The 22,596-nt window shown below is 41.0% G+C and carries 25 protein-coding genes and 1 other annotated feature; of the genes, 19 read left to right on the top strand and 6 right to left on the bottom strand.

Annotated features, from left to right (window positions below):
* The first annotated feature begins 167 nt into the window (after positions 1–167).
* The 7 genes from thrS (at position 168) to rplT (ending at position 5,721) form a co-directional block, all read left to right on the top strand.
* A complete protein-coding gene (thrS, locus tag CJ190_RS02700; protein WP_064292260.1) occupies positions 168–2,123 on the top strand; it encodes a threonine--tRNA ligase in 1,956 nt (651 codons plus the stop codon).
* Between the two features lie 123 nt (positions 2,124–2,246).
* The gene (locus CJ190_RS02705) at positions 2,247–2,624 is read left to right on the top strand and encodes a GtrA family protein (RefSeq protein WP_064292261.1); all 378 of its coding nucleotides are present in this window, start codon (positions 2,247–2,249) and stop codon (positions 2,622–2,624) included.
* 4 nt (positions 2,625–2,628) lie between these two features.
* On the top strand, positions 2,629–3,093 hold the full coding sequence (locus tag CJ190_RS02710) for an O-acetyl-ADP-ribose deacetylase (protein ID WP_064292262.1): 465 nt from the start codon (positions 2,629–2,631) through the stop codon (positions 3,091–3,093).
* A gap of 28 nt (positions 3,094–3,121) precedes the next feature.
* Positions 3,122–4,330 carry a M20 family metallopeptidase gene (locus CJ190_RS02715; RefSeq protein WP_070598010.1) on the top strand — a complete coding sequence of 403 codons (1,209 nt, stop codon included), beginning with the start codon at positions 3,122–3,124 and terminating at the stop codon, positions 4,328–4,330.
* A gap of 232 nt (positions 4,331–4,562) precedes the next feature.
* Positions 4,563–5,087 carry a translation initiation factor IF-3 gene (gene infC, locus CJ190_RS02720; RefSeq protein ID WP_060777952.1) on the top strand — a complete coding sequence of 175 codons (525 nt, stop codon included), beginning with the start codon at positions 4,563–4,565 and terminating at the stop codon, positions 5,085–5,087.
* A gap of 17 nt (positions 5,088–5,104) precedes the next feature.
* The gene (gene rpmI, locus CJ190_RS02725) at positions 5,105–5,305 is read left to right on the top strand and encodes a 50S ribosomal protein L35 (RefSeq protein WP_041706153.1); all 201 of its coding nucleotides are present in this window, start codon (positions 5,105–5,107) and stop codon (positions 5,303–5,305) included.
* A 56-nt stretch (positions 5,306–5,361) separates the two neighbouring features.
* On the top strand, positions 5,362–5,721 hold the full coding sequence (gene rplT / locus CJ190_RS02730; protein ID WP_013669362.1) for a 50S ribosomal protein L20: 360 nt from the start codon (positions 5,362–5,364) through the stop codon (positions 5,719–5,721).
* Between the two features lie 57 nt (positions 5,722–5,778).
* Here rplT and CJ190_RS02735 read toward each other — a convergent pair whose 3' ends face one another.
* Positions 5,779–6,249 (bottom strand): Dps family protein, encoded by a 471-nt coding sequence (locus CJ190_RS02735; RefSeq protein WP_013668903.1) that lies wholly within the window; start codon positions 6,247–6,249, stop codon positions 5,779–5,781.
* A gap of 210 nt (positions 6,250–6,459) precedes the next feature.
* On the opposite strand from CJ190_RS02735, the gene CJ190_RS02740 reads away from it, so the two are divergent.
* From CJ190_RS02740 to CJ190_RS02755, 4 genes are all read left to right on the top strand, one after another.
* Positions 6,460–7,515: a methionine ABC transporter ATP-binding protein gene (locus tag CJ190_RS02740; RefSeq protein ID WP_064292264.1), complete on the top strand. Its 1,056-nt coding sequence runs from the start codon at positions 6,460–6,462 to the stop codon at positions 7,513–7,515.
* Positions 7,516–7,517: 2 nt separating this feature from the next.
* A complete protein-coding gene (locus CJ190_RS02745) occupies positions 7,518–8,195 on the top strand; it encodes a methionine ABC transporter permease (RefSeq protein ID WP_064292265.1) in 678 nt (225 codons plus the stop codon).
* A gap of 24 nt (positions 8,196–8,219) precedes the next feature.
* Complete coding sequence (locus CJ190_RS02750) at positions 8,220–9,095, top strand: MetQ/NlpA family ABC transporter substrate-binding protein (RefSeq protein ID WP_070598011.1); 876 nt, start codon at positions 8,220–8,222, stop codon at positions 9,093–9,095.
* Between the two features lie 170 nt (positions 9,096–9,265).
* Positions 9,266–9,790 (top strand): GNAT family N-acetyltransferase, encoded by a 525-nt coding sequence (locus CJ190_RS02755; RefSeq protein WP_064292267.1) that lies wholly within the window; start codon positions 9,266–9,268, stop codon positions 9,788–9,790.
* 14 nt (positions 9,791–9,804) lie between these two features.
* Here CJ190_RS02755 and CJ190_RS02760 read toward each other — a convergent pair whose 3' ends face one another.
* The gene (locus CJ190_RS02760; protein ID WP_064292268.1) at positions 9,805–10,452 is read right to left on the bottom strand and encodes an adaptor protein MecA; all 648 of its coding nucleotides are present in this window, start codon (positions 10,450–10,452) and stop codon (positions 9,805–9,807) included.
* Between the two features lie 161 nt (positions 10,453–10,613).
* Positions 10,614–11,009, bottom strand: coding sequence for a transcriptional regulator SpxA (spxA, locus tag CJ190_RS02765; RefSeq protein WP_013669487.1), 396 nt, complete (start codon positions 11,007–11,009; stop codon positions 10,614–10,616).
* 370 nt (positions 11,010–11,379) lie between these two features.
* Between spxA and trpS the strand changes: the two genes are divergently transcribed.
* Both trpS and CJ190_RS02775 read left to right on the top strand, forming a co-directional pair.
* The gene (gene trpS, locus CJ190_RS02770) at positions 11,380–12,369 is read left to right on the top strand and encodes a tryptophan--tRNA ligase (RefSeq protein ID WP_064292269.1); all 990 of its coding nucleotides are present in this window, start codon (positions 11,380–11,382) and stop codon (positions 12,367–12,369) included.
* Positions 12,370–12,442: 73 nt separating this feature from the next.
* A complete protein-coding gene (locus CJ190_RS02775; protein WP_064292270.1) occupies positions 12,443–13,489 on the top strand; it encodes a competence protein CoiA in 1,047 nt (348 codons plus the stop codon).
* Between the two features lie 60 nt (positions 13,490–13,549).
* Here CJ190_RS02775 and CJ190_RS02780 read toward each other — a convergent pair whose 3' ends face one another.
* Both CJ190_RS02780 and CJ190_RS02785 read right to left on the bottom strand, forming a co-directional pair.
* Positions 13,550–14,287, bottom strand: coding sequence for a DsbA family protein (locus tag CJ190_RS02780; protein ID WP_064292271.1), 738 nt, complete (start codon positions 14,285–14,287; stop codon positions 13,550–13,552).
* 39 nt (positions 14,288–14,326) lie between these two features.
* On the bottom strand, positions 14,327–14,923 hold the full coding sequence (locus tag CJ190_RS02785; RefSeq protein WP_070598012.1) for a CYTH domain-containing protein: 597 nt from the start codon (positions 14,921–14,923) through the stop codon (positions 14,327–14,329).
* A gap of 228 nt (positions 14,924–15,151) precedes the next feature.
* Here CJ190_RS02785 and CJ190_RS02790 point away from each other — a divergent pair, with 228 nt between their 5' ends.
* From CJ190_RS02790 to metA, 4 genes are all read left to right on the top strand, one after another.
* Positions 15,152–15,970, top strand: a complete 819-nt coding sequence (locus CJ190_RS02790; protein ID WP_064292273.1) for an NAD kinase — start codon at positions 15,152–15,154, stop codon at positions 15,968–15,970.
* Positions 15,971–15,980: 10 nt separating this feature from the next.
* Positions 15,981–16,883 (top strand): RluA family pseudouridine synthase, encoded by a 903-nt coding sequence (locus CJ190_RS02795; RefSeq protein WP_064292274.1) that lies wholly within the window; start codon positions 15,981–15,983, stop codon positions 16,881–16,883.
* Position 16,884: 1 nt separating this feature from the next.
* Positions 16,885–18,294 carry a magnesium transporter gene (gene mgtE / locus CJ190_RS02800; protein WP_064292275.1) on the top strand — a complete coding sequence of 470 codons (1,410 nt, stop codon included), beginning with the start codon at positions 16,885–16,887 and terminating at the stop codon, positions 18,292–18,294.
* A 53-nt stretch (positions 18,295–18,347) separates the two neighbouring features.
* Positions 18,348–18,575 (top strand) — a binding site (T-box leader).
* Positions 18,576–18,629: 54 nt separating this feature from the next.
* Positions 18,630–19,556, top strand: a complete 927-nt coding sequence (gene metA / locus CJ190_RS02805) for a homoserine O-acetyltransferase MetA (RefSeq protein WP_064292276.1) — start codon at positions 18,630–18,632, stop codon at positions 19,554–19,556.
* A gap of 4 nt (positions 19,557–19,560) precedes the next feature.
* Here metA and CJ190_RS02810 read toward each other — a convergent pair whose 3' ends face one another.
* Positions 19,561–19,998 (bottom strand): GNAT family N-acetyltransferase, encoded by a 438-nt coding sequence (locus tag CJ190_RS02810; RefSeq protein WP_064292277.1) that lies wholly within the window; start codon positions 19,996–19,998, stop codon positions 19,561–19,563.
* A gap of 302 nt (positions 19,999–20,300) precedes the next feature.
* Between CJ190_RS02810 and CJ190_RS02815 the strand changes: the two genes are divergently transcribed.
* Both CJ190_RS02815 and CJ190_RS02820 read left to right on the top strand, forming a co-directional pair.
* The gene (locus tag CJ190_RS02815; RefSeq protein WP_064292278.1) at positions 20,301–20,627 is read left to right on the top strand and encodes a DUF3450 domain-containing protein; all 327 of its coding nucleotides are present in this window, start codon (positions 20,301–20,303) and stop codon (positions 20,625–20,627) included.
* A complete protein-coding gene (locus CJ190_RS02820; protein ID WP_064292279.1) occupies positions 20,614–22,587 on the top strand; it encodes a V-type ATP synthase subunit I in 1,974 nt (657 codons plus the stop codon). The genes CJ190_RS02815 and CJ190_RS02820 overlap by 14 nt, the downstream gene beginning before the upstream one ends.
* Positions 22,588–22,596: the final 9 nt, after the last annotated feature.

A 22,596-nucleotide genomic window follows, 5' to 3' on the forward strand; every position in this document is an offset into this window, starting at 1 on the left:
TTTATAGGATACCACTTCTTAGACTTTCTATTATGACGTTAGCGCAACGTTATCAGCGTACTAGAGACACAATAGGTGTAAACTAGGGTGGAACCACGATATGAATTAGTAATCGTCCCTTCTGAGCATGCTCAGAAGGGATTTTTTTATAGGAGGAATTTGATAAAATGATACAGTTAACTTTTCCTGATCAAAGTGTAAAGGAATTTGAAGCCGGTGTGAGTGGCCGCGATGTGGCTAAATCTATTAGCAATTCTTTAGCCAAACGGGTAGTTGCTTACACCTTAAATGATGAATTAAAAGGCTTAGATGAAGCCATTGAAAGTGATGGCAGCATTCGTTTAATCGACCCTAAGAATAAAGAAACTGAACAAGAAGCCTTAGATATTCTCCGCCATTCCAGCGCCCACTTATTGGCTCAAGCCTTACGCCGTCTCTATCCTGACATTAAATTTGGGGTAGGACCAGCCATCGAAAATGGTTTCTACTATGACACCGATAATGGTCAAGGCCAACAAGTGAGTGAGGAAGACTTGCCACGGGTTGAAGCTGAGATGGAAAAGATTGTTAAAGAAGACTACCCAGTGGTAGGTAAGGAAGTTAGCCGTGAAGAAGCCAAGGAAATCTTTAAAAACGATCCTTATAAGCTAGAGATTATTGCTGATTTACCTGAAGGTGCCACCCTCACCACCTATAGCCAAGGAGAATTTACTGACCTCTGCCGGGGTGGACATGTTCCTTCAACAGGCTATATTAAACACTTTAAATTACTCTCCTTAGCAGGGGCTTACTGGCGAGGAAACTCTGACAACGCCATGATGCAAAGAGTTTATGGGACGAGTTACTTCAATGAAAAAGACCTTAAAGAGGATCTTAAACGTCGCGAAGAAGCTAAGGAACGTGACCACCGTAAAATTGGTAAAGAATTAGATCTCTTTATGATTGATCCTAAAACTGGACAAGGTCTGCCATTCTGGTTACCAAACGGAGCAACCATTCGCCGTCAAGTTGAACGCTATATTGTCGACAAGGAAGTTCAAGCCGGTTACCAACACGTCTATACCCCAATCATGGCTGATGTAGACTTATACAAGACGTCTGGTCACTGGGATCACTATAGTGATGACATGTTTCCAACCATGGATTTTGAAGATGGCGAAAGCTTTGTCTTACGCCCAATGAACTGCCCACACCACATTCGGGTTTACCAAAATAAGGTACATTCTTACCGGGAATTACCTATCCGTATTGCGGAACTAGGCATGATGCACCGTTATGAAAAATCAGGGGCCCTATCCGGTTTACAACGGGTAAGAGAAATGACCCTGAATGACTCCCATATCTTTGTGCGTTTAGACCAAATTAAGGACGAATTCAAGAGCATTTTACGTTTCATGCAAGATGCCTACCATGACTTCAATATTACTGACTACCGTTATCGTTTAAGTTACCGCGACCCTAAAGATACCAAGAAATACTTTGATGATGATGAAATGTGGGAAAAAGCCCAATCCATGTTAAAGGAAGCTATGGATGAATTAGGCTTGGACTACTTTGAAGCCGAAGGGGAAGCCGCTTTCTACGGGCCTAAGTTAGACGTCCAAGTGAAAACCGCCCTTGGCAATGAAGAAACCCTTTCAACCATCCAATTAGACTTCCTCCTACCGGAAAAATTCGATGTGACCTATGTCGGTGAAGATGGTCAAAACACCCACCGTCCTGTGATGATCCACCGGGGAATTGTTTCCACTATGGAACGTTTTGTAGCTTACTTAATTGAAGAGTATAAGGGTGCTTTCCCAACTTGGTTAGCTCCACAACAAGCTATTTTAATCCCAGTGAATGAAAACCAACATGCGGATTATGTCTACCAAGTGGCTAACCGCATGCGCAGTGAAGGACTTCGGATTGAAGTCGATGACCGTAATGAAAAAATGGGTTACAAGATTCGTGAAGCCCAAACCCGCAAAGTGCCTTATCAATTAGTCTTTGGTGACAATGAAATTGAAAATGGCACGGTAACTGTTCGTCGTTATGGATCTAAGAAAACAGAAACTGTGGATTTAGATGAATTCATCAAGATGATCCATGCAGAAATTGAAAGTTATGGGGTAAAAGACTAGTTAACTTGACAACGTGCTTAGGCTTTTAAGCTAATGATCTAGTGACCAATTAGCTAAAAGCTGGCACGTTTTTTATCAGCTAAAAGTAAGTGACTTCAAAAAAAGAAAAGTGGGTGGGAAAAGATGATCAGGCAAATTATGCGCTTTATCCTGGTAGGTGGGCTAAGCACACTTCTTGATTTTATTGTCTTTAGCTTATTAATCAGCTGGAGAGTCCATTACTTAGGGGCTAATTTGTGTGCCTTTATACTTTCTCTAGCCTTTAACTATTGGGCCAGTATGCACTTTGTTTTTAGGTCTAGCTTTTCTAAGGAGGAGCGCTGGCAGGAATTTCTCCTGTTTTCAGTCTTAGCTCTTTCAGGCTTGCTGATTCAAGAACTGATCTTATACCTACTGATAGAGCAGCTGAGCCTAGACCCCCACCTGGCTAAGTTAGCGGGTATTCTTGTGGTCATGGTTTATAACTTTCTTAGTCGAAAAGGATTATTAGAAAGCGAGTAGTGATATGACATTTCAAATCATTCATGGGGATATCACCCAAGTGGAAGTAGAAGCCATTGTCAATGCAGCCAACTCCTCCCTGCTAGGAGGTGGAGGTGTCGATGGGGCCATTCACCGGGCGGCGGGCCCTGAACTATTGGCCGAATGCAAGCAATTAGGCGGATGTCCAACTGGTCAGGCAAAATTAACCCGCGGCTACCAATTACCCGCTGACTATGTTATTCACACGGTAGGGCCAGTTTGGCAGGGAGGCGACCAGGAAGAAGAAGCGCTATTAACTTCTTGCTACCTAGAGTCTCTCCAGCTAGCTGCTAGTATCCCGGTAAAGTCGCTGGCCTTTCCACTAATATCTGCTGGAGTATATGGCTATCCCAAGGACCAAGCCTTGTCAGTGGCAAAAAATACCATTCAAGGCTTTTTAGCCACTTATCCCAAAGACCTCGATGTCTTTCTGGTCCTCTATCCCTAATAACTAACAGAGAGAAGGTAAAGCATTAATGAAAGATGAGCAAAAAATCACCGCCCTGCATGATCATGTGCGGCAAAAAGTTAAAGCGAATTTTCCGCAAATTCTTGATATCAGCCAGTTCATTTTCCAACATCCAGAATTAGGTGACCAGGAATACGTCTCTTCGGACTACCTGGCCAATCTCCTCCAAGATGCTGGTTTTCAGGTGGAAAGAGCTTATCAGGGGATTGAAACCGCCTTTCGGGCAGAATATCGCTTGGGAGATGGACCTAAGATTGCCTTTTTAGCTGAATACGATGCCTTACCGGGTTTCGGACCTGATAAAAAACCAGGTCACGCTTGTGGCCACAATTGGATTTCAGCTTCGACTGTAGGCGCAGGGATTGTCTTAAGTCAGATGAAGGAGTTCTTCCAAGGAACGGTGGTCGTGATTGGGACGCCAGCGGAAGAAAATTTTGGCCGTAAGGTCGATTTAGCCCGGGCTGGAGCCTTTGATGATATTGATACCTGTATGCAGATGCACCTCTATGAAAGTACCAACCTCAAGGCCAGTGCCCTAGCCATGAATGCCGTCAACTTTCACTTTATCGGTCGGGCTGCTCATGCAGCCATGAGTCCTGAACTGGGAATCAACGCCTTGGATGCCGTCAACTTGACCTTTACCGGGGTCTCCTACCTCAGACAGCAACTACCTAGTGACGTCCGCATCCATGGCATTATTAAAGAAGGGGGCCAGGCTGCCAATGTTATTCCTGAATCGGCTACGGCTTTCTTCTATGTGCGGGCACCTAAATTAGCTACTTATCGTCATGCTTTGGATCGGGTCATTAATTGTGCCCGCGGTGCCGCCTTGATGACAGGATGTCAATTGGAAATCTCCTATCCAGAAAATGAATTCTATGACCTCTTAGTTAATCCGGTACTGGCCGACCGCATGGAAGACCACATGCGCCTGAGTGGATTTGACGATATTAGCGATGAAGAGGAAAAACCTGGCTCTACTGATATTGGCAATGTGAGCTATGCTTGCCCAACTTTTTATGGCAATGTGGGCGTTGGTCAGGGCAAGGTTTTCGTCCATGAAGAAGGCTTCCTCCAAGTTGCTGATAGTCCGGAAGCCCACCAGCAGCTTAAGCGGGCTGTGGAAGCCTTTGTCGCTTTAGCTATTGAACTTGATCAAGATCCTGACTTGCTCTTAGAAGTGAAAGAAGCCTTTAAAGCACAAATTAAAGAATAATGTCTTGACAAGGTGAAAGCTTTATAGTAATCTATAAAAGTTGAGAAAAGAAGCAGAAACACCCGTTTCTCGCCTGAGTTGACAAGGACGTCCTCGGGCCGATAGATACAGTGACACATGGTCCCTAGGGACTATTGTGCAAGTACGGCGGGTATAGTGTTTTATATTCGCCGTTTTTCTATGCCGAAATCTCATTTATTGTTGTCACTTTAACATTCGGAGGTGAAGGTATATCGCTAAGAATAAATTTAACGAATTATTTACTAATGAAGATATTCGTGCAAAAGAATTACGCGTTATCGATCCAGAAGGAGAACAGCTAGGGGTTATTTCAAAAAGAGATGCCTTAGACCGGGCAGAGGAAGCAGGACTTGATTTAGTACTGGTTTCACCAAATGCTAAACCACCTGTTGCTCGGATCATGGATTATGGTAAATATCGTTATCAACAGCAACGTAAAGCGCGTGAACAACGTAAAAATCAAAAGACGATTCAAGTGAAAGAGATCCGTCTAAGCCCAACGATTGATGAAAACGACTTTCAAACTAAAGTACGTCAAGGAAAGAAATTCATTGATAAAGGGGACAAGGTGAAGGTGTCTATTCGCTTTAGAGGTCGCGCCATTACCCATAAAGATTTAGGTCGCGAGGTTTTGGAACGCTTTGCCAGCGAACTTGCTGATGTAGCTACTGTAGAGCAAAAGCCTAAAATGGAAGGACGCTCTATGCAACTACAATTAGCACCAAAAGAAGATTAATTTCAGGAGGATATATTATGCCAAAACAAAAAACACATCGTGCGTCAGCTAAACGTTTTAAACGTACTGCTTCAGGGAAATTAAAACGTAGCCATTCAGAACGTTCACACCGTTTTCACGGTAAAACCAAGAAACAACGTCGTCAACACAAACAACCAGCAATGGTGCATGTTTCCGACCAAAGACGTATTAAACAAATGCTTGACACTTACAAGTAAGATAAGTTAAGCAAGACGCATAGATAGAGAACTAAGTATAATCAAGGAGGAATAACATGGCACGTGTTAAAGGTGGAACGGTTACACGCCGTCGTCGTAAAAAATATTTAAAATTAGCAAAAGGTTACTTTGGTAGCAAATCAACCAACTATAAAGTAGCTAAACAAGCGGTTATGAAATCCTATTCATACGCTTACCGTGACCGTCGTCAAAGAAAACGTGACTTCCGTCGTTTATGGATTACCCGGATTAACGCCGCTGCACGTTTAAATGGCCTAAGCTATAGTCGTTTAATGAACGGTTTACACCAAGCTAACGTGGATATCAACCGTAAAATGTTAGCAGATATCGCTGTTAACGATGCTGAAGCTTTCACTGCAATCTGTGACCAAGCTAAGGCTGCACTTGAAAAATAAGCATTAAAAAAGGACCCATAGCGGTCCTTTTTATGTTTATGAATATGTTTATTGGCCTTAGTCTTTGTCAATATTAGGCGCTTGCCCCAGTTCCGCTTCAACCATCCATAGGGTTTTTTGAGCGTCACGGAGGTAGCCAGTACAGATGTCCTCACTAGCGACGTCGCCTTCTTTACTTGCTGCGTCGACCCCTAATTGATAATCATCTGCTAAGATGCGGATAACATCAGCCACCCGATGCATATCTTCTTGGATACTGGTATTCCACTCGCCCTTATGGTCGGGTATACGGGTATGGTCAGAAAATTCTTTAAGGGTTGAGAAGGGAGAACCATCGATAGTAATTATACGTTCAGAAACAACATCGAGCTGTTCAAGAATATCATCCATAAAGCTGTCGAGTTTTGGATGATAGAAAAGGAAACCTTCCCCCCGCATATACCAGTGAATTTGATGGATAACGGTGTGGGCTTGAACTAGGTCAGCAACTAATTGATTAAGTGCTTTTTTTGTTTCTGTGTATGCCATTATGTATCATATCCTTTCTCTAGCATTACTTTCTACTTTAGAATAATTATAAAATTAATGTTTTTAAAAGTAAAGCAAGAGACCCGAGGAGGCAATTCAACTTTGCTATCGATAAAAGCGATCAAGTGTAATATAATAGTAGCCATGCTGAAAAGACAAAAAAATGTTAGAATAGTGTTTATGAAAGTGATAGAAAGGTAGGCGGTCGTTTTGATTGAATTGAAAAATGTATCCGTTACTTTTGAGAGTGATGATAAAGCCGTTCATGCCGTTAAAGATGTGTCCTTATCCATCCAATCAGGAGAAATCTTTGGTGTGATTGGCTACTCTGGAGCTGGGAAAAGTACCTTAGTCAGAACCATTAATTGCCTGCAAAGACCAAGTAGTGGACAGGTTTTTGTTAATGATCAAGAAATTACAGCTCTATCTGAAAAAGATCTACGTCTAGCCCGTAAAAAAATTGGAATGATTTTCCAACATTTTAACTTAATGAAATCCCGTACTGTTGCCGAAAATGTTGCCTATCCCTTAAAGGGGTCCGGTTTATCTAAAGAAGAAAGCCAAAAGAAAGTCCAACACTTACTGGACCTGGTAGGCTTGGGTAACCGGGGCGATTCTTATCCTAGTCAATTATCCGGTGGTCAAAAGCAAAGGGTCGCTATCGCGCGGGCTTTGGCTAATGATCCCCATGTCCTCCTCTGCGACGAAGCAACCAGTGCTTTAGACCCTAAAACTACTAGTCAAATCCTAGACTTGCTCAAGCAAGTTAACCGTGAATTGGGAATTACTATAGTTATTATTACTCATGAAATGGCCGTTATCAAACAAATTTGTGACCGGGTGGCGGTTATGGAAGCTGGCTCAGTGGTTGAACAGGATAGCATTTTAAATATCTTCTCAAATCCGCATGAGGAATTAACCCAAGACTTCATTAGTTCAGCTAGTCCGACAGAAAAAGGCATTGAAACCATCTTGGCCAATCCTGATCTATTAAATATTGAGCCGGGTGACCGCTTGCTAAGGATCGATTTTACCGGAGCTTCTACTGGGGAACCCCTGCTGGCTTCCTTAACGAAGAAGTATGATTTATTAGCTAATATCCTTTACGCCAATATCGAAATTCTTCAAGGAACGCCCGTAGGCACTCTCCTTATTTCCTTAAATGGAGAGTCTAGTCGGGTGCAAGAAGCCATTGACTTCGTTCACAGCAGTGGAGTCCATACTAAGGAGTATACATTCGATCATATAGAGAAGGGGGATAAATAAGCATGGAATTCTTAGAAAAAATCATGCCAAATGTGGTGGCCATTTCCGATCAATTCCTTGAAGCCACCTGGGAAACCTTATTTATGACGATCATTACCTGCCTCTTTGCCTTTGCGATTGGTTTGGTGGTCGGCGTCTTCCTAGTTCTCTATATGCCAGGAGGGCTTAAGGAAAATAAGGCCGTTTATAATGTCCTAGATAAGGTCGTTAACATTGGCCGGTCGATTCCCTTTGTTATTTTAATAGCGCTTTTAGGGGGCTTTACCCGTCTAATTATGGGGACAGCCATTGGGACCGCAGGAGCCTTGGTTCCCTTAATTGTGGGGACGATTCCTTTCTATGCCCGCCAAGTCCAAAACGCCTTATTGGAAATTGATCCGGGTGTTATCGAAGCAGCCCTAGCCATGGGCTCTACCACAACTGAAATTGTTAGCCGGGTTTACTTGAAAGAAGCTATCCCAGGTTTGATTCGGGTATCTGCTCTCACCGTCATTAACGTGATTGGTTTAACCGCTATGGCAGGTGTTGTTGGTGGTGGTGGTCTTGGTGACTTAGCCATTAACCGGGGTTATCAACGTTACCAAAATGATGTGATCCTAGTTGCTACCTTATTGATTTTAATCATGGTCTTCATCAGCCAAGCTGTTGCTGACCGTTTAGTTAAACATTTCGAACATTAAATAAATTAAAAGGGGAGAAATCTTATGAAGAAATGGAATGTTGTTTTAGCCTCAGCCTTATCCTTATTATTATTGGGAGGCTGTTCAAAAGAAGCCAAAGCGCCAGAAGAGGGCGGTACTGTCACTGTTGGGGTTGCTGGTGAAAATGAAGAAAAAATTTGGACAGAAGTCTCTGACAAATTAAAAGATGAAAATATTAACTTAAAGGTTCAACTATTCTCAGACTATGTGCAACCTAATCGGGCCGTTCAAGAAGGCGAAATTGACATGAATGCTATGCAACATGTGGCTTATTTATTGGACTATAATAAGAACAATAATGCTGATTTAGTGCCGATTGGTTATACTTATATTTCAGCTATGGTGGTCTACTCTGATACAGTTAAAGACCTTAAAGACCTTCCTCAAAATGCTAAAGTAGCCATCCCTAATGATGCTACCAATGGGGGGCGGGCCTTACTCTTATTAGAACAAGCTGGTGTCTTAGAAATCGACGATAATGCAGGGATTACCCCTACCGTTGATGACATTACCTCAAATCCTAAAAACATTGAGCTGGTTGAAATGGATGCTGCCCAAGTGCCACGTGCCTTGAAAGACTCTGATGCTATTGTTGCTAACACCAACTACGCAGTTTCTGCAGGTTTTGATCCTAATGATGGTATTTTCTCTGATACCGATGACCTTGATAATTTAGGAACCCAATATAAGAATATTATTGCAGTGAAATCTGAAAATAAAGACAATGAAGTTTATAAGAAGATTGTGAAAGCTTACCAAAGTGAAGATGTTGAGAAGAAAATTAAAGAAATCTCTGGTAACGCTGACCAAAAAGCCTGGACCGACAATGATCAACCAGAAGAAGATTTCCATAAACTTCAAGAAGAAGGGCAAAAATAGTCCTAATTTCTAAACGATTAGCTGCTAAGCATTAAAAGCTTCTATCCACATGAGATTTTAGAAATTTCTGTGGATGGAAGTTTTTTATTTTGTCCTTAAGAATTTTCATTACTCATGCTAATGGACTTTATGGTAAAGTGGTAATGAACTTTTTACCGGGAGGAATTAGGATGGAAAAAATGCAAATTCGCCTAGCAAAGCCCGAAGATTTGCCAGCGATCCAGGCGATCATTAAGGCGGGGGCGGCTTACTTACGCCAACAAAAAATTGATCAATGGCAGGATCCAACAGTCTACCAAGCGGACAGCCTATTAAAAGATATTGAAGGAAAAAACGCGTATTTAGGCTTAATCGAAGAGGATGTGGCGGGCTTTTTTATTGCCCGGCCTATGGACAGAGATTATGAAAACTATTCAATTTGGCAGGGGCAGGGAGACTATCTAGCTTTTCACCGGGTAGCCTTGGCGACTAAGTACCGCGGTCAGGGACTTAGTCGGTCCTTATTTCAAGCCTTTGAAGACCTAGCCTATCATTTAAATGTTAATGACTTAAGGATTGATACCCATCCCGATAATCATGGCATGCAGAATATCATCTTAAAAGCCGGTTATCAGTACTTAGGAGAGATTGAATTAGCGGGAAGTGGCCGACGCTATGCTTACGAAAAAATTATTCCAACAAAAAAATCCAGCTGATGTGCTGGATTTTTTTATTGGAATAATTGAGCAACCTGGTTAATTGATTCTGGATGAATTAATAATTGACCATGCTCGCGAAGCAGGGCAGGAGCAAAGGGACTCAGCTGACCAAACTCTAAGGCATAGCTAGTCAGATCTGCTTGTCTAGCTTGGGTTAAGTTTTCTTTTTCAAATCGTATAATCACTTGAAAAAGGTCTTGGTAGACATAGACTTCTAGGCTGGCCTCATCCACTTGGTAGGATTTCAGAAAAGTCAGGACTTGATCCCAGGACTTAAAGGCTAAAGCAAGTTCAGGACGACGCTCCTTTACGTCCGTTTCACTAGCGCTTGTAGAGGCCTTTTCCTCCTCGGTACTCATATTTTGGGTAATATTTTCAAGTAAATTTTCCAGGCCATCCTTGTCCATATATTGGCCATCTGCTGTGGCTTTACTAATATAGAGGTCGATACCGCCGTTTTTAGGAAGGACTTGGAAAGTTAAAGCTTCTGAATCTTGAAAGCGTTTTGAAACATCTGCTTCTTCTAAGATACTCATAAAGAAGTTTTCAACTTGGCTTTGATCTTTCATGAGGTCTAAGAGGGTAATTCCGCGCGATTCGAGATCATCCTTGGCAATGAATACGCGCATGGTATTATCATTAAGATACTCCATTTCCATCACAAATCACCTCCGAATATTTAGTGATTATCATTTCTTTAAGCATATTTTTGTTTCAACGATTATTTTACCATAAATCAGCTAAAATGAAAAAAGGCATCTTCACCTCCATTCAAAAAGCGAGAGGATGAACATGCCATCGATTTAAAAAGTAAGGGATCTTATCCCATTTTTCTTAAAGCTTCGTGAAGTTCGATTGTTCTTACTTCTCTTGGTAAGAAACGACGAATTTCATCTTCATTATAGCCTACTTGCAGACGTTTTTCGTCCATGATGATTGGTCGACGCAATAGTCCTGGGTTTTCTTGGATAAGATCGAATAATTCATTTAAACTGATTTCATTTAAATCAATATGTAATTCTTGAAAGGCTTTTGAACGCGTAGAAATAATCTCTTCAGTACCATCTTCTGTCATTCTTAAGATTTCTTTAATCTCATCGCGGCTTAGAGGTTCTTGGAATATATTACGTTCCACATAGGCAATGTTGTGTTCTTCTAGCCAAGCCCGAGCTTTGCGGCAAGAAGTACAACTAGGGGAAGTATATAATTTAACCATGTCAATTTCTCCTTTAAGGTTTGACTTGTGTTCCGTATACATACACAGTATATCATAAAAGTGAACCGTATACTAGTTCTTTTTTAAAAATAAATGAGCAAAGCTCAGCAAAGCTTGTGATAAAATAAGCAATATGGAACTAGATATTTCAATATAGTCGCTATTTGACCTTTGTTTGATCAATTTCTGATTTTTTAACTTATAAAATATAATACAGTGTAGACCAGTGTTTGAGAAAGCTATTTTTACTATTTATAAGCGAAAAATTCATCAGCTGGATTAAAAAAAGACTTCGTGAATTTATTACTTATACCGTCTATCCGATCAGGTTCGTGATATAATAGGGAAAATTAGAGGAGGTTTTCTTTTCATGAAACGAATTTTTTCCGGGGTACAACCAAGCGGCACGCCAACCATTGGTAATTACGTAGGTGCCTTAAAGCAATTTGTTGATTTACAGGATCAATTTGACACTTATTATTGTGTGGTCAATGAACATGCCATTACCGTCCCCCAAGATCCAGAGACTTTAAGAAAGAATACCAGGTCTTTGGCGGCCTTATACCTAGCCTTAGGGGTTGATCCTAACAAATCCGCTATTTTTATCCAAAGTCAGGTTCCAGCCCACGCTCAAGCGGCTTGGATTGTCCAATGTCTGACTCCACTAGGGGAATTGGAAAGAATGACTCAGTTTAAGGACAAGGCGCAAAAGCAAGACAATATTTTTGCCGGCCTGTTAGGCTATCCCGCTTTGATGGTGGCTGACATTGTGCTTTATGATGCTGACTTGGTACCAGTGGGTGAAGACCAAAAGCAACATATGGAATTGACCCGTAATTTTGTCGACCGCTTCAATAACCGCTTCGGCACTAAGGAAGAGAAGCTATTGATTAAACCAGATATCTATACACCGAAGGCAGGTGGGCGGATTATGAGTTTACAAGATCCAAGCAAGAAAATGAGTAAATCAGACGACAATAAAAAAGGCTTTATTTCCTTACTGGATGATCCGAAAACGATTGAAAAGAAAATTAAAAGTGCGGTAACAGATTCGAGCGGAGAAATTTCCTATGATCCTGAAAATAAACCAGGCGTTTCTAACCTATTAGATATTTTCTCAGCCTTTTCTGACCAAAGCATTAGTCAGCTAGAAAAGACCTATGCCAATTCGGGTTATGGCCAACTGAAAACGGACCTCAGCCAAGCGCTAATTGCCGTTTTAGAACCCATGCAAAAAGACTATCAACGTCTCTTAGCAAGCAGTGAACTTGATGATGTCTTAGCAGCCGGGGCTAAACAAGCCAATGAAGTCGCTAACCAAACCCTAGCACGCATTGAAAAAGCGATCGGCTTTAGATAAAAAGAATTGATTCTGCATTAATTAGCTAATTTTAACCCTGATTACGGATATATTCCTATGAGGGGGAATAATCATGTATTATGCAAAATTAGCTAATGGTCAGTTGATTAGTTCTTATGAGGTCGATGACCGTATTCAAAGAAAAATATTGGCCCTTAACCAGCAGAGCTTTTACTGCCCAAATTGTGGGCAAGAATTAGTTTATCGTTGTCATTCAAGGAAGAAGCCACATTTTGCCCATCAAAATAATCAGTTAAGTCTCAAATATTGGCGCCGGGAATCCCAGTGGCACTTGAATAATAAAGAGCAGATCAGGCAAATCTTAGTAGCTAAGGGCTATCAGGCCCAGGTTGAGGTTGCTAGCTACACACCTGACCACCGCTCAGATATCCTCTTTCAAGCTGGAGATGTGGTGGTAAGTATTGAACTACAGGCCAGCCTACTGACCAAAGAAGCCGTGATTAGTCGCGAGCAAGATTATCATCGAGCAAAAGTACAGGTTTTATGGCTACTCAATCCCAAACAAAGGGACTTACGTTTAACGCCTAACAATTTAAATCGTCTAGCCCCGTTTTTTCAGTATTTGCCCTGCTTTGGCATTTATTTGCCTTATTGGGTGGAGGAGACTCGCTTAGTTGAAATTCAAAGTTTTAACGACTACGGTCATCTCTTATGTCGTTATCACTTAAGCATTGACGACTATCTCTATTTATTTTCTTACCCTAAGCCAATTGATTTACCCAATCAAAAGGGGGCTAGCGGACCAGGGATTAGTCAGTTGCTGAAAGCAAGGGATACCCGGTCTTTTAGGCGCAAAATTCGTCAACGTCCGCTTAAGGCTGAGAAAAGGCTCCTAGAGCAGCTCTATTTTCGGAAATTGTCCTTAGACGACTTACCGGATACTTGTTTTTTCTTTAGGGGAGAGTCTATCTATATAAAAGAAAAACTTTGGTTATTAGCGGCCTATGTTTTTCTACTTAAAGAAGAAAATTTACTTGATTCAGAGATCTATACCTTTTTACTGAACTATCTCAGTCCACGCCCATTTAGGCCACAATTGAGCTTTGCTTATGAAGCTTGGTTGCAAGAGGTTAGTCAAGCCATTGAAAAAGTGCTATAAAAAAGCGATCCGTTTCTGCGGATCGCTTTTTATATGGGCAAAGATGGTTAAAAACTGACTTCAATGGCGGATTAATTTGAGATTTTCCTTATCTAAGGAGCGGTATTGTGATTTTTTCTTTGACTGCTTCTTGTTTTCTCTCTCTAAATGAGTAGACTCGCTAATTTTTTTTTCTGCTTGGGGTAACATTTGAGTGGTTAATTCTTCCAGATCTTGGGCTGTAAAGGCATCTTCGATTCGAAGACCGTATTGGTAGTTTAAGTTATCAAAGATAACTAAGGAAGGGTAGTTCACAATTTCCATTTGATGGGCTAGTTGTAAATCTTCTAGAACATCTTCGCGGGTTTGTTTAGAATAGAGATCTTCCATCCACATATCAAAGTCAAGGCCAATCTTTTTAGCATATTTCTCCATACGCTTTAAGCTGTAGGATTTCTTTTGACAGCCAAAGACTTCTTGCATGGTCATTAGGAAAGTGCGTCCTCGCTTCTTGCCTTGGCAGAGAGCGGCCTTATATCCTAAAGATACCTTATACATGCATTGGTAAAGTTCATTTCTTTCTTCTAAGCTTTGCTTGTTTTTGGCTAGAGTCTTGAAATAGTTCCAAAAGAAGTGGTGGTCCACACAGGAAACGAGGCGGAAGTAGATTTTTTTATCACTGTTGGCAACAAAACGCAATAACTCTTCCTCTAATTCTAAACAAAGCGGGTCAATGGGATTAACAAATAAAAAAATTTCAAAGATATGATTATTATGATGTTTTTTTGCCATGCTATGACAATTATAGTCCGATTTCATTGTATTCTCCCCCAATTAATGATGATCAAACTGTATAAATTATTCGAATGGATATAATGGTTTATCTAATTGCATCCGGGCAATTTTGGGCTTGGAAGGCCGACGAGTAATATGATAGCTAGATAAAAATTCATTAAAATAACGCTTGGGATCGTCCTCTCCAGGCTCAACTTCTAATTCTAATTCATAATCATTGTAAGTGTAAAAAGAGCAAGCGTCTAATACAAGCTTTTGCTTTTTCCAATTTTTTTCCAAGCGAGTGGTTTTAAATTGACCAATAGTTCTTAATTCGCTAGCGTCTAAACCAATTTCTTGAAATAAGGCGCTTAAGTTAGCCCCAGGCTGAAATTGACCTGTTTCCATCATGGCTTGTGCACTTGCTTGGCTGACCTTATCTGTGACTTCCAATGATTTGGCGTTAGTCAGTGACTGCTTATAGGTGAGATGGGCATAAGTATCGCTTAGCCGAATCCTTAAGGCACTGTGGTTTGCTTTCAAGCGAAGAGATTCGGTATCAAAGTACATATTGTGTTGGTGCTTGGCCTCATTTAAATGAAGATCAAATAAAGATAAGAGCTTTCGATATTCTTCTGGACTGAGAATATTTTTATATTCTGTTTCTATGTCCTTGTGCATAAATTCACTCTCCTCTTTTCTCCAAGTATTATAACAAGCATTCAAAGCCTTGCCAAAAAACTTGCCTTTAAAGTCAGTAATCGCTGCCTAAAGCAAGAAAAATATGTTTTAATAGTAGGGTAAGGATTATAGTTAAGTTAATATAATTACTTAATAAAATAGGCCAAAAGAATTATTTTTTCAAGTTAAAATTTTATCATAATATGGATGTAAAAGGAGAATCAACCAATGCGTATCGCAATAGTAAGTAACGATAATGAATCATCTAAGGATGTCCAAGCGAGGCTGCTTTCTGCGTGTAAACAGGCTGATTTCAGCATTGACCAAGACCATCCAGATATTGTGGTATCCATTGGTGGAGACGGCACCTTATTGGAAGCCTTCCACCACTATGAAAAACAGCTCGACCACGCCCGCTTTGTCGGCGTTCATACTGGGCATTTAGGTTTTTATACCGACTGGACAGTTGATGAATTGGACCAGTTTATTGATTTTCTCCTCAATGATTCGGGTGAGAGCGTCTCTTACCCGCTCTTAGAAGTGGCTTTAGAAAAGGTGGATGGCGAAAAAAATCACCTGATTGCTCTTAATGAAGCGACCTTGCGCCGTTTTGAAGGGACGATGACTGGGGAAGTCTTTATAAAAGAAGAAAAATTTGAACTCTTTAAAGGGGACGGCTTATGTGTATCGACACCGACTGGGTCAACAGGTTTGAACAAGTCTCTAGGAGGTGCGGTGGTTCATCCCCGCTTGGATACCCTGCAAGTCACAGAGATTGCTTCTTTAAATAACCGGGTCTACCGCACCATCTCTAGTCCTATCTTGATTGCTGGAGATGAGTGGATCCGGGTAAAATTGGATGATGAATTTTTAGCTGGCGTCTTTATGACCCTGGATCATTTATCTTTTTCCCTTAAAGGAGTGAAAAATATTGAGTTCCGTATTGCTAAATCACGGGTTCACTTTGCCAGGTACCGCCATATGCATTTCTGGGACCGAGTGGAAAATGCCTTTATTGGCCTAGGCGACCGCGATAAGAAAGGATAATTGACGACTTATGTTATTTTTCTCGTGGACTTGTGACCAGGAAGTATATGTGAAGACTTTTCTTAGGCAAAAAGGTGTTTCTCGCCGTCAACTGGCTAAAATCAAATACCATGGGGGGACTATTTTAGTTAATAATAAGCGAGTTGGGAGTAAATACTTCCTTTCTTTGGGAGACCAAGTGACCATCATCTACCCCGCTGAGGGCAGCCAAGATCAAATTAGGGCGGTTGATTTTCCCTTGGATATTCTTTATGAAGACCGCGATTATTTAATTGTTAATAAACCGGCCGGCTACACCTCTATTCCTTCGCAATTTAAGGATGAATACTCCATGGCTAATTTTGTTAAAGGCTACTTTGTTAGAAAAAAATATGAAAACCAAGTCATTCATGTCGTGACCCGGCTCGACCGCTTTACCAGTGGAGCAATGATCTTTGCTAAACACAAGTATGCCCATTCACAAATCGACCAATTAATGCAATCTGGCGGTATCAGTAAGCAGTATTTAGCCTTCACCCATTCTTCTATCGGATCAGACTCGCATGGCCTAATTGAAGCGCCGATTGGTCGCAAGGAGGGCTCAATTATCGAACGCTGTGTCAGAGCGGATGGCCAATACGCTAAAACAGAGTACTGGTTGGAGGATAGCCAGGCTGGACTCTACCGCTATCGAGTTCAACTCCATACCGGACGTACCCATCAAATTAGAGTCCACTTTGCCTATCTGGGCGCCCCTCTTTGTGGGGATGATCTCTACGGTGGTAGTCAGGAAGCAGGGCTGGCTGGTCAGGCTCTACACTGTCAGCGTCTGGCCTTCAAGCAGCCTTTAACCCAGGAAGACTTAGTGATTGAAGCACCTTTATCCCAAGACTTTAAAACTTGGCTAGCTAGTTATCAAAAGGGGGACGCCTAAAATGAAGGATCAAAAACAAAACAGACCTAGCAGTTCTAAGCCAGAACAAGAAGAGGAATTGACTCCTGAAGAAATTGTTGACCGGGTTAAAGAAGCCTTAGCTAAACATGATCAATCGGCTTTGCGTTATGAATTCTTTAAAAATCATCCTTATGATCAAGCCAAAATTTATATCAAACTAAGTGATGAAGAACGTCGTCTGCTTTATCAATATATCTCAGCTAAGGAATTAGCCGATGTTTATGACGTTTTGGATGAGGATGAGCAAGAAGATATTATTGATTATCTAGAGGCCATGGATGACCAATATGCGGCCAATATGCTCGGAGAAATGTACCGGGATAATGCAGCTGATATCCTGAAAAAGTTTTCTCCTAATAAAATTGTCCATTATATGCGATTAATCCCCATCGAACAAGCGGAAAAGATTAAGACCTTAATGGATTATGAAGATGAAACTGCTGGGGCGATTATGACGACTGAATTCGTTCAGATTAAGGCCAATCAAACCATCAAATCGGCTATGACTCTAGTGAGGGCCAAGGCTGAGAATGCTGAAACCATTTATTACCTCTATGTCGTGGATGATGATTCCCGTTTAGTCGGGGTTCTCACTCTGAGAGATTTAATCACTTCTGACGCTAACCGGCTAGTTTCTGAGGCCATGTCGCCACGGGTCGTAACGGTTTCGGTTGATGATAACCAACAAGACGTTGCCAGAACCATTCAAGACTATGACTTCCTAGCCATTCCTGTCATTGAAGCGACCGGAGAGTTACTTGGGATTATTACGGTTGATGATATCTTGGATGTTATGGATGAAGAAGCTGTGGCCGACTACTCCGGTTTGGCTGGGGTGTCGGTTGATGAACCTTACCAAACACCCGTTAAATCGGCCCAGTCACGTTTGCCCTGGTTAATTACTCTTTTGTTTTTGGGAATGGGAACTTCTACCTTGATTGGTCATTTCGAGGATATGATTTCTGAAGTGGCTACTTTATCTTTATTTATTACCTTAATTACCGGAACCTCAGGTAATGCAGGGACCCAGTCCTTAGCGGTTGCTGTGAGAAAAATTGCTAATCCAGATAATGAAGAGTCTACCTTTCTTCAATTGATTTTTCGCGAATTGTTTACTGGTTTAATTTGTGGACTGATCACCGGAGGAACAATTTTCCTAATTATCACCCTCTGGCAAAAGAATATGGTCTTGGGTTTGGTCGTAGGGGTAGCTATGCTATGCGCGATTACAGTGGCTAATTTAGCGGGAAGTATCATTCCCCTCCTTATGGACCGACTTGGCTTTGACCCGGCAGTGGCTTCTGGTCCCTTTATTACGACCTTAAGTGACTTGACCAGTGTATTAATCTATTTTTCAATTGCTTCTCAGTTTCTGCTTTATTTATCTTAGTCCTATCTTGACAAAGATAGTTACAACCGATAAAATGAGATCAATAATATAAAAAGTAAGCTTTGAATAGATAAGTAAGTCAGTTAATCATTTAAGCGAACTCTGTTTGGTGAAAGAGAGTATGAGGCGCTGACTGAAGATGGTCTATGAGCAACTAATTGTGAGCAATAGTGAGCACTTAGCGCTTGGTAATCGATAACTTACCACTACATGATAGTGTAGATGGAGAGGTAATCAATCGATTACGAAGTAGGGTGGTAACACGGTGAAGCGTCCTTATAGTATGAGTATTCATGCTGTAGGGACTTTTTTTATGGAATGGAGGAATGGGGATCATGCCCATAAAAGTACAAGAAAATTTACCTGCTTTAAAGAAATTGGCTAGTGAGAATATCTTTGTCATGGATGAGCGTCGCGCAGCCATGCAAGACTTTCGTTCGCTGGAAGTCATTATTGTCAATTTAATGCCGACCAAAGAGGCCACTGAAGAGCAATTGTTGCGGCTGTTAAGTAATTCTGCCCTACAGGTTAATGTCACCTTCATTCACATGCAGTCCCATAAGGCAAAAAATACCTCAGCTAAACACCTGGATACTTTTTATCGGACCTTTGCCGATATTAAAGATCGTTACTTTGACGGCATGATTATCACCGGTGCGCCAGTAGAGCAATTGGATTTTGAAGAAGTTAATTATTGGGATGAATTGGTTGAAATTATGGAGTGGAGCTCTAACCATGTCTTCTCTACCCTCCATATTTGTTGGGGAGCCCAGGCCGGTCTATACCATCACTTTGGCATCAAGAAATATTCCTTGGACCATAAGCTTTTTGGCGTTTATCCCCAATACATGGACCATCCGGAAATTTCCTTACTACGGGGCTTAGATGATGTCTTCTATATTCCTCATTCCCGCTATACTGAAGTTCGTAGGGAGGATATCGAGGCCAATCCCGATCTGGAAGTGCTTATTTCCTCACCAGAAACGGGAATAACCGCTGTCCATAGCAAGGACCAACGTTTTGTCTTTATCTTTGGCCATGTGGAATATGACGCTGATACGCTAGACCGGGAATATAAGCGAGATATCAATGAAGGGATAGAAATCAAGGTGCCATTGAATTATTATCCCGAGGATAATCCCAATAAAAAACCTTTATTGAGATGGCGGTCAACCTCAAATATGTTATTTACCAATTGGTTAAACTATTATGTTTACCAAGAAACGCCCTTTGTTATTGAACGTATTGATAAAGAAAAATAATTTTTTATCTTAAGGTATAAGCCATTTTACGGTGCTTAATCCCTGCTTCTAAAAAGATGTCGCTTTCAATTTTAAAACCGAGTTTTAAATAGAAGGGAATGGCTATTTCTTGGGCATCAAGGATGCAGTTTGAGTAATGACGGTCTTTAGCAAATTTTAGGCAGGCTTCCATTAAAGCTTGCCCGTAGCCTAAATGGCGGGCGTTTTTAGTGACAGCAACCCGTTGTATTTTTATTTCTTCCTGGTTCAAAGGATAGAGTCGACAAGTCGCAAGCGCTTGGTTATTTTGATAGAGGCAGAAATGGAAGCAAAGTGATTCAAAGTCATCAATTTCAATTTTGGGGTCGACACCTTGCTCCTCAATAAAGACTTGCTTTCTAATGGTAAGAGCGTCATGGTATAGCTTAGAATTGAGTGCTTGACTCATATGAATAGTGGTCATGGTGAAGGGCTCCTTTATTTGTAATGATTTTATTATAGGTAAAATCGTTCAGTCTGAAAAGAATCCTTATCTTTTTATTGCTGTTCCATAAAAAGGAGCTTATAATGTATACATAAAGGGTATCGATTGACCCTTTGTTAACAAATGTGGTATCTTTTTATTGTAGTCCATTAGTTATATACGCCAAAGTCTGTCTTGGTCAAAAATATATAAAAAATAGTTGTGGGAAGTTTGGTCACGTCGAACTTCCCTTTTTTCAAAGATTTTGCTAGATAGGCTAGGTATGTGAGGGGGGTGAAAGTATGGAAAATCAGACATTGGCGCAAGTCTTAGCTGTTGATGAGGAAGCCAATCAATTAAGTGAAGCAACCCAAGCAAAAATTCAAGAGCTAAAAGACGAAAAAGACAGCCAAATTGAGCAATTTGAGCAAGAAGCAAAAGCGGAATATCGCCAATATGTCGAATCTTTAGCTAGTTCTAATCAAGAAGCGCTGGAAAGCTATAAGCGCCAAGGTGATGAGAAGAATCAGAAAAAAATCGCTAAGCTGGTTGAGGATTATCAAGCCCAAGAAGCAAGTATTGTTGACTATATTGTAGAGGAGGTGAAAAAGGTATATGTCAATTGCTAAAATGCAAAAAATTTCATTGATCACCAAGCCTACAGATAAAGAACAATTAATTCAATCCCTGCAAGGTGTACAAAATGTGGAAATTAGTGACTTAAGTAGTGAAGACCAGGAGCTCTCAAGTCAAGAACTTGCCAAGAAAAACAACCGCCAATATGACTATTATCAAAGTTGGTATCGGCGTTCTGAGCAAGCTTTAACGACCTTGTCACGCTACCTAACCATTCAACCCCTTTTAAGTCGATTGACGACCAAGCGTCCCACATATACCATGAGTGAATTAATTAAAGCAGTTGACGTTGATCAAGCTCAATCCCTTATTCGAGAGGTTGAACAATTATCTAAGGACCGCCAAGAGCTCATTGATCAAAGGAAAAAAGTTGAACAAGCTCAAAATACCATTAGTAACTGGCGGTCTTTGTCAATAAATCCTAGCGACTTATTGGCAAGCAAACACTTTAAAGCTTCTTTAGGTTACTTGCCTAATGATGAGGATCGGTCCTATTTTAATAAGATTAAAGCAGCTGATGGCTTAGCGATTGAGGAAGTTTTTTCTACCCAAGAACATATTGGAGTGGTCCTGCTTCAAGATGAAAGGGACGACAATTCCTATAGTGAACTTCTAAATAATAGTCACTTTGAGCTGTGGGACTACCCTTACCATGAAGCCCCCGACAAAGTGTATGATGCCTTAGAAGACCACCGCTTATGGCTTAATAGCACTGAACAAGAGTTAGTGGAAAACTTTAGGAGCTTGGAAGCGCAGATCTTTAATTTACAGCTTGCTTCGGAGACCTTCTATAATCGTAGTCAGCGGGCTTTGGTTGAAGATTTAGCGCATGATACCAACTATCTCACCTATATTAAGGGTTGGGTGAGTGTTCATGACTTGGAAAAATTGGAGCAGCAACTTGCTCTTGATTTGGATGACAATCAATATGCGCTGATTAAAGAGGAAATTAGTCAAAAAGAAATTGACGATGACCAAGTTCCGATTAAGTTAGAGAATAATGCCTTAGTGGAACCTTTTGAAGCCATCACTTTAATGTATGCTACACCTAATTATCGTGAGACGGACCCGACGCCCTATCTCACCCCATTCTATATGCTGTTTTTCGGTATGATGATGGGAGATTTAGGTTATGGCTTAGTGATGTGGATTGTTACCTTCCTGGCTCTAAGGTTTGTGGATATGAAAGACTCCATGCGTAGTACCATGAAAATGGGCCATTTACTAAGTTATACGACTATGTTGGTGGGGCTTGCTTACGGATCATTCTTTGGGGCTTCACTACCTTTTAAATTAATTGACCCCTTGAACCAAGCCATGCAATTATTGATTATTTCGATTGCTTTTGGTTTTGTTCACATGATGGTCGCTTTAATTATTAAGGCAGTGACGGAATGGCGCCGTGGCGACTTCCAGGAAATGTATAGCGAAAGCGGTGGCTGGCTACTGATGTTCTTGAGTTTAGCTTTAGTCATTGCTGGTTATGTTTTCAATTACCCCATGTTGATGACGGTAGCGGGTGTGATTGCGATTATAGCAGCTATCGGTATGATTATTGTTCCCATGGTTTATGCTGATAAGAAAATTGTTGGTTTTGCCAGTGGGTTATATAACTTATATGGCGTGAGTTCTTATTTAGGTGACTTTGTTTCCTACTCAAGACTGATGGCCTTAGGGCTATCTGGGGGGAGTATCGCCATGGCCTTCAATATGATTGTAGGCTTGTTACCCGTTCCACTTCGTTTTACAGTGGGGATCGTATTGATTATTGCCCTGCACGGCTTTAACATGTTCCTTTCACTCTTAAGTGCTTATGTGCACGGACTAAGACTTACTTTCGTGGAATTCTTTGGTAAGTTTGTTGAAGGTGGGGGACGTCGCTTTAAGCCGATTGACACCTTACAAAAGTATATTCATTTATCGGACGTTAATGAAAATGTAGAAAATAAATAATGGAGGTAT

Origin of the sequence: Aerococcus loyolae (assembly GCF_002871915.2) — a bacterium.
Taxonomy (GTDB): Bacteria; Bacillota; Bacilli; order Lactobacillales; family Aerococcaceae; genus Aerococcus; species Aerococcus loyolae.

Coding starts and splice junctions, on each gene's coding strand:
- CJ190_RS02775 (WP_064292270.1), top strand. CDS start 12,443: ATGTATTATGCAAAATTAGCTAATGGTCAGTTGATTAGTTCTTATGAG.
- CJ190_RS02735 (WP_013668903.1), bottom strand. CDS start 6,249: ATGGCATACACAGAAACAAAAAAAGCACTTAATCAATTAGTTGCTGAC.
- CJ190_RS02780 (WP_064292271.1), bottom strand. CDS start 14,287: ATGAAATCGGACTATAATTGTCATAGCATGGCAAAAAAACATCATAAT.
- CJ190_RS02810 (WP_064292277.1), bottom strand. CDS start 19,998: ATGACCACTATTCATATGAGTCAAGCACTCAATTCTAAGCTATACCAT.
- CJ190_RS02785 (WP_070598012.1), bottom strand. CDS start 14,923: ATGCACAAGGACATAGAAACAGAATATAAAAATATTCTCAGTCCAGAA.
- CJ190_RS02710 (WP_064292262.1), top strand. CDS start 2,629: ATGACATTTCAAATCATTCATGGGGATATCACCCAAGTGGAAGTAGAA.
- trpS (WP_064292269.1), top strand. CDS start 11,380: ATGAAACGAATTTTTTCCGGGGTACAACCAAGCGGCACGCCAACCATT.
- thrS (WP_064292260.1), top strand. CDS start 168: ATGATACAGTTAACTTTTCCTGATCAAAGTGTAAAGGAATTTGAAGCC.
- CJ190_RS02705 (WP_064292261.1), top strand. CDS start 2,247: ATGATCAGGCAAATTATGCGCTTTATCCTGGTAGGTGGGCTAAGCACA.
- CJ190_RS02750 (WP_070598011.1), top strand. CDS start 8,220: ATGAAGAAATGGAATGTTGTTTTAGCCTCAGCCTTATCCTTATTATTA.
- rplT (WP_013669362.1), top strand. CDS start 5,362: ATGGCACGTGTTAAAGGTGGAACGGTTACACGCCGTCGTCGTAAAAAA.
- CJ190_RS02745 (WP_064292265.1), top strand. CDS start 7,518: ATGGAATTCTTAGAAAAAATCATGCCAAATGTGGTGGCCATTTCCGAT.
- metA (WP_064292276.1), top strand. CDS start 18,630: ATGCCCATAAAAGTACAAGAAAATTTACCTGCTTTAAAGAAATTGGCT.
- CJ190_RS02820 (WP_064292279.1), top strand. CDS start 20,614: ATGTCAATTGCTAAAATGCAAAAAATTTCATTGATCACCAAGCCTACA.
- spxA (WP_013669487.1), bottom strand. CDS start 11,009: ATGGTTAAATTATATACTTCCCCTAGTTGTACTTCTTGCCGCAAAGCT.
- CJ190_RS02795 (WP_064292274.1), top strand. CDS start 15,981: ATGTTATTTTTCTCGTGGACTTGTGACCAGGAAGTATATGTGAAGACT.
- CJ190_RS02760 (WP_064292268.1), bottom strand. CDS start 10,452: ATGGAAATGGAGTATCTTAATGATAATACCATGCGCGTATTCATTGCC.
- CJ190_RS02790 (WP_064292273.1), top strand. CDS start 15,152: ATGCGTATCGCAATAGTAAGTAACGATAATGAATCATCTAAGGATGTC.
- CJ190_RS02815 (WP_064292278.1), top strand. CDS start 20,301: ATGGAAAATCAGACATTGGCGCAAGTCTTAGCTGTTGATGAGGAAGCC.
- rpmI (WP_041706153.1), top strand. CDS start 5,105: ATGCCAAAACAAAAAACACATCGTGCGTCAGCTAAACGTTTTAAACGT.
- mgtE (WP_064292275.1), top strand. CDS start 16,885: ATGAAGGATCAAAAACAAAACAGACCTAGCAGTTCTAAGCCAGAACAA.
- CJ190_RS02755 (WP_064292267.1), top strand. CDS start 9,266: ATGGAAAAAATGCAAATTCGCCTAGCAAAGCCCGAAGATTTGCCAGCG.
- CJ190_RS02715 (WP_070598010.1), top strand. CDS start 3,122: ATGAAAGATGAGCAAAAAATCACCGCCCTGCATGATCATGTGCGGCAA.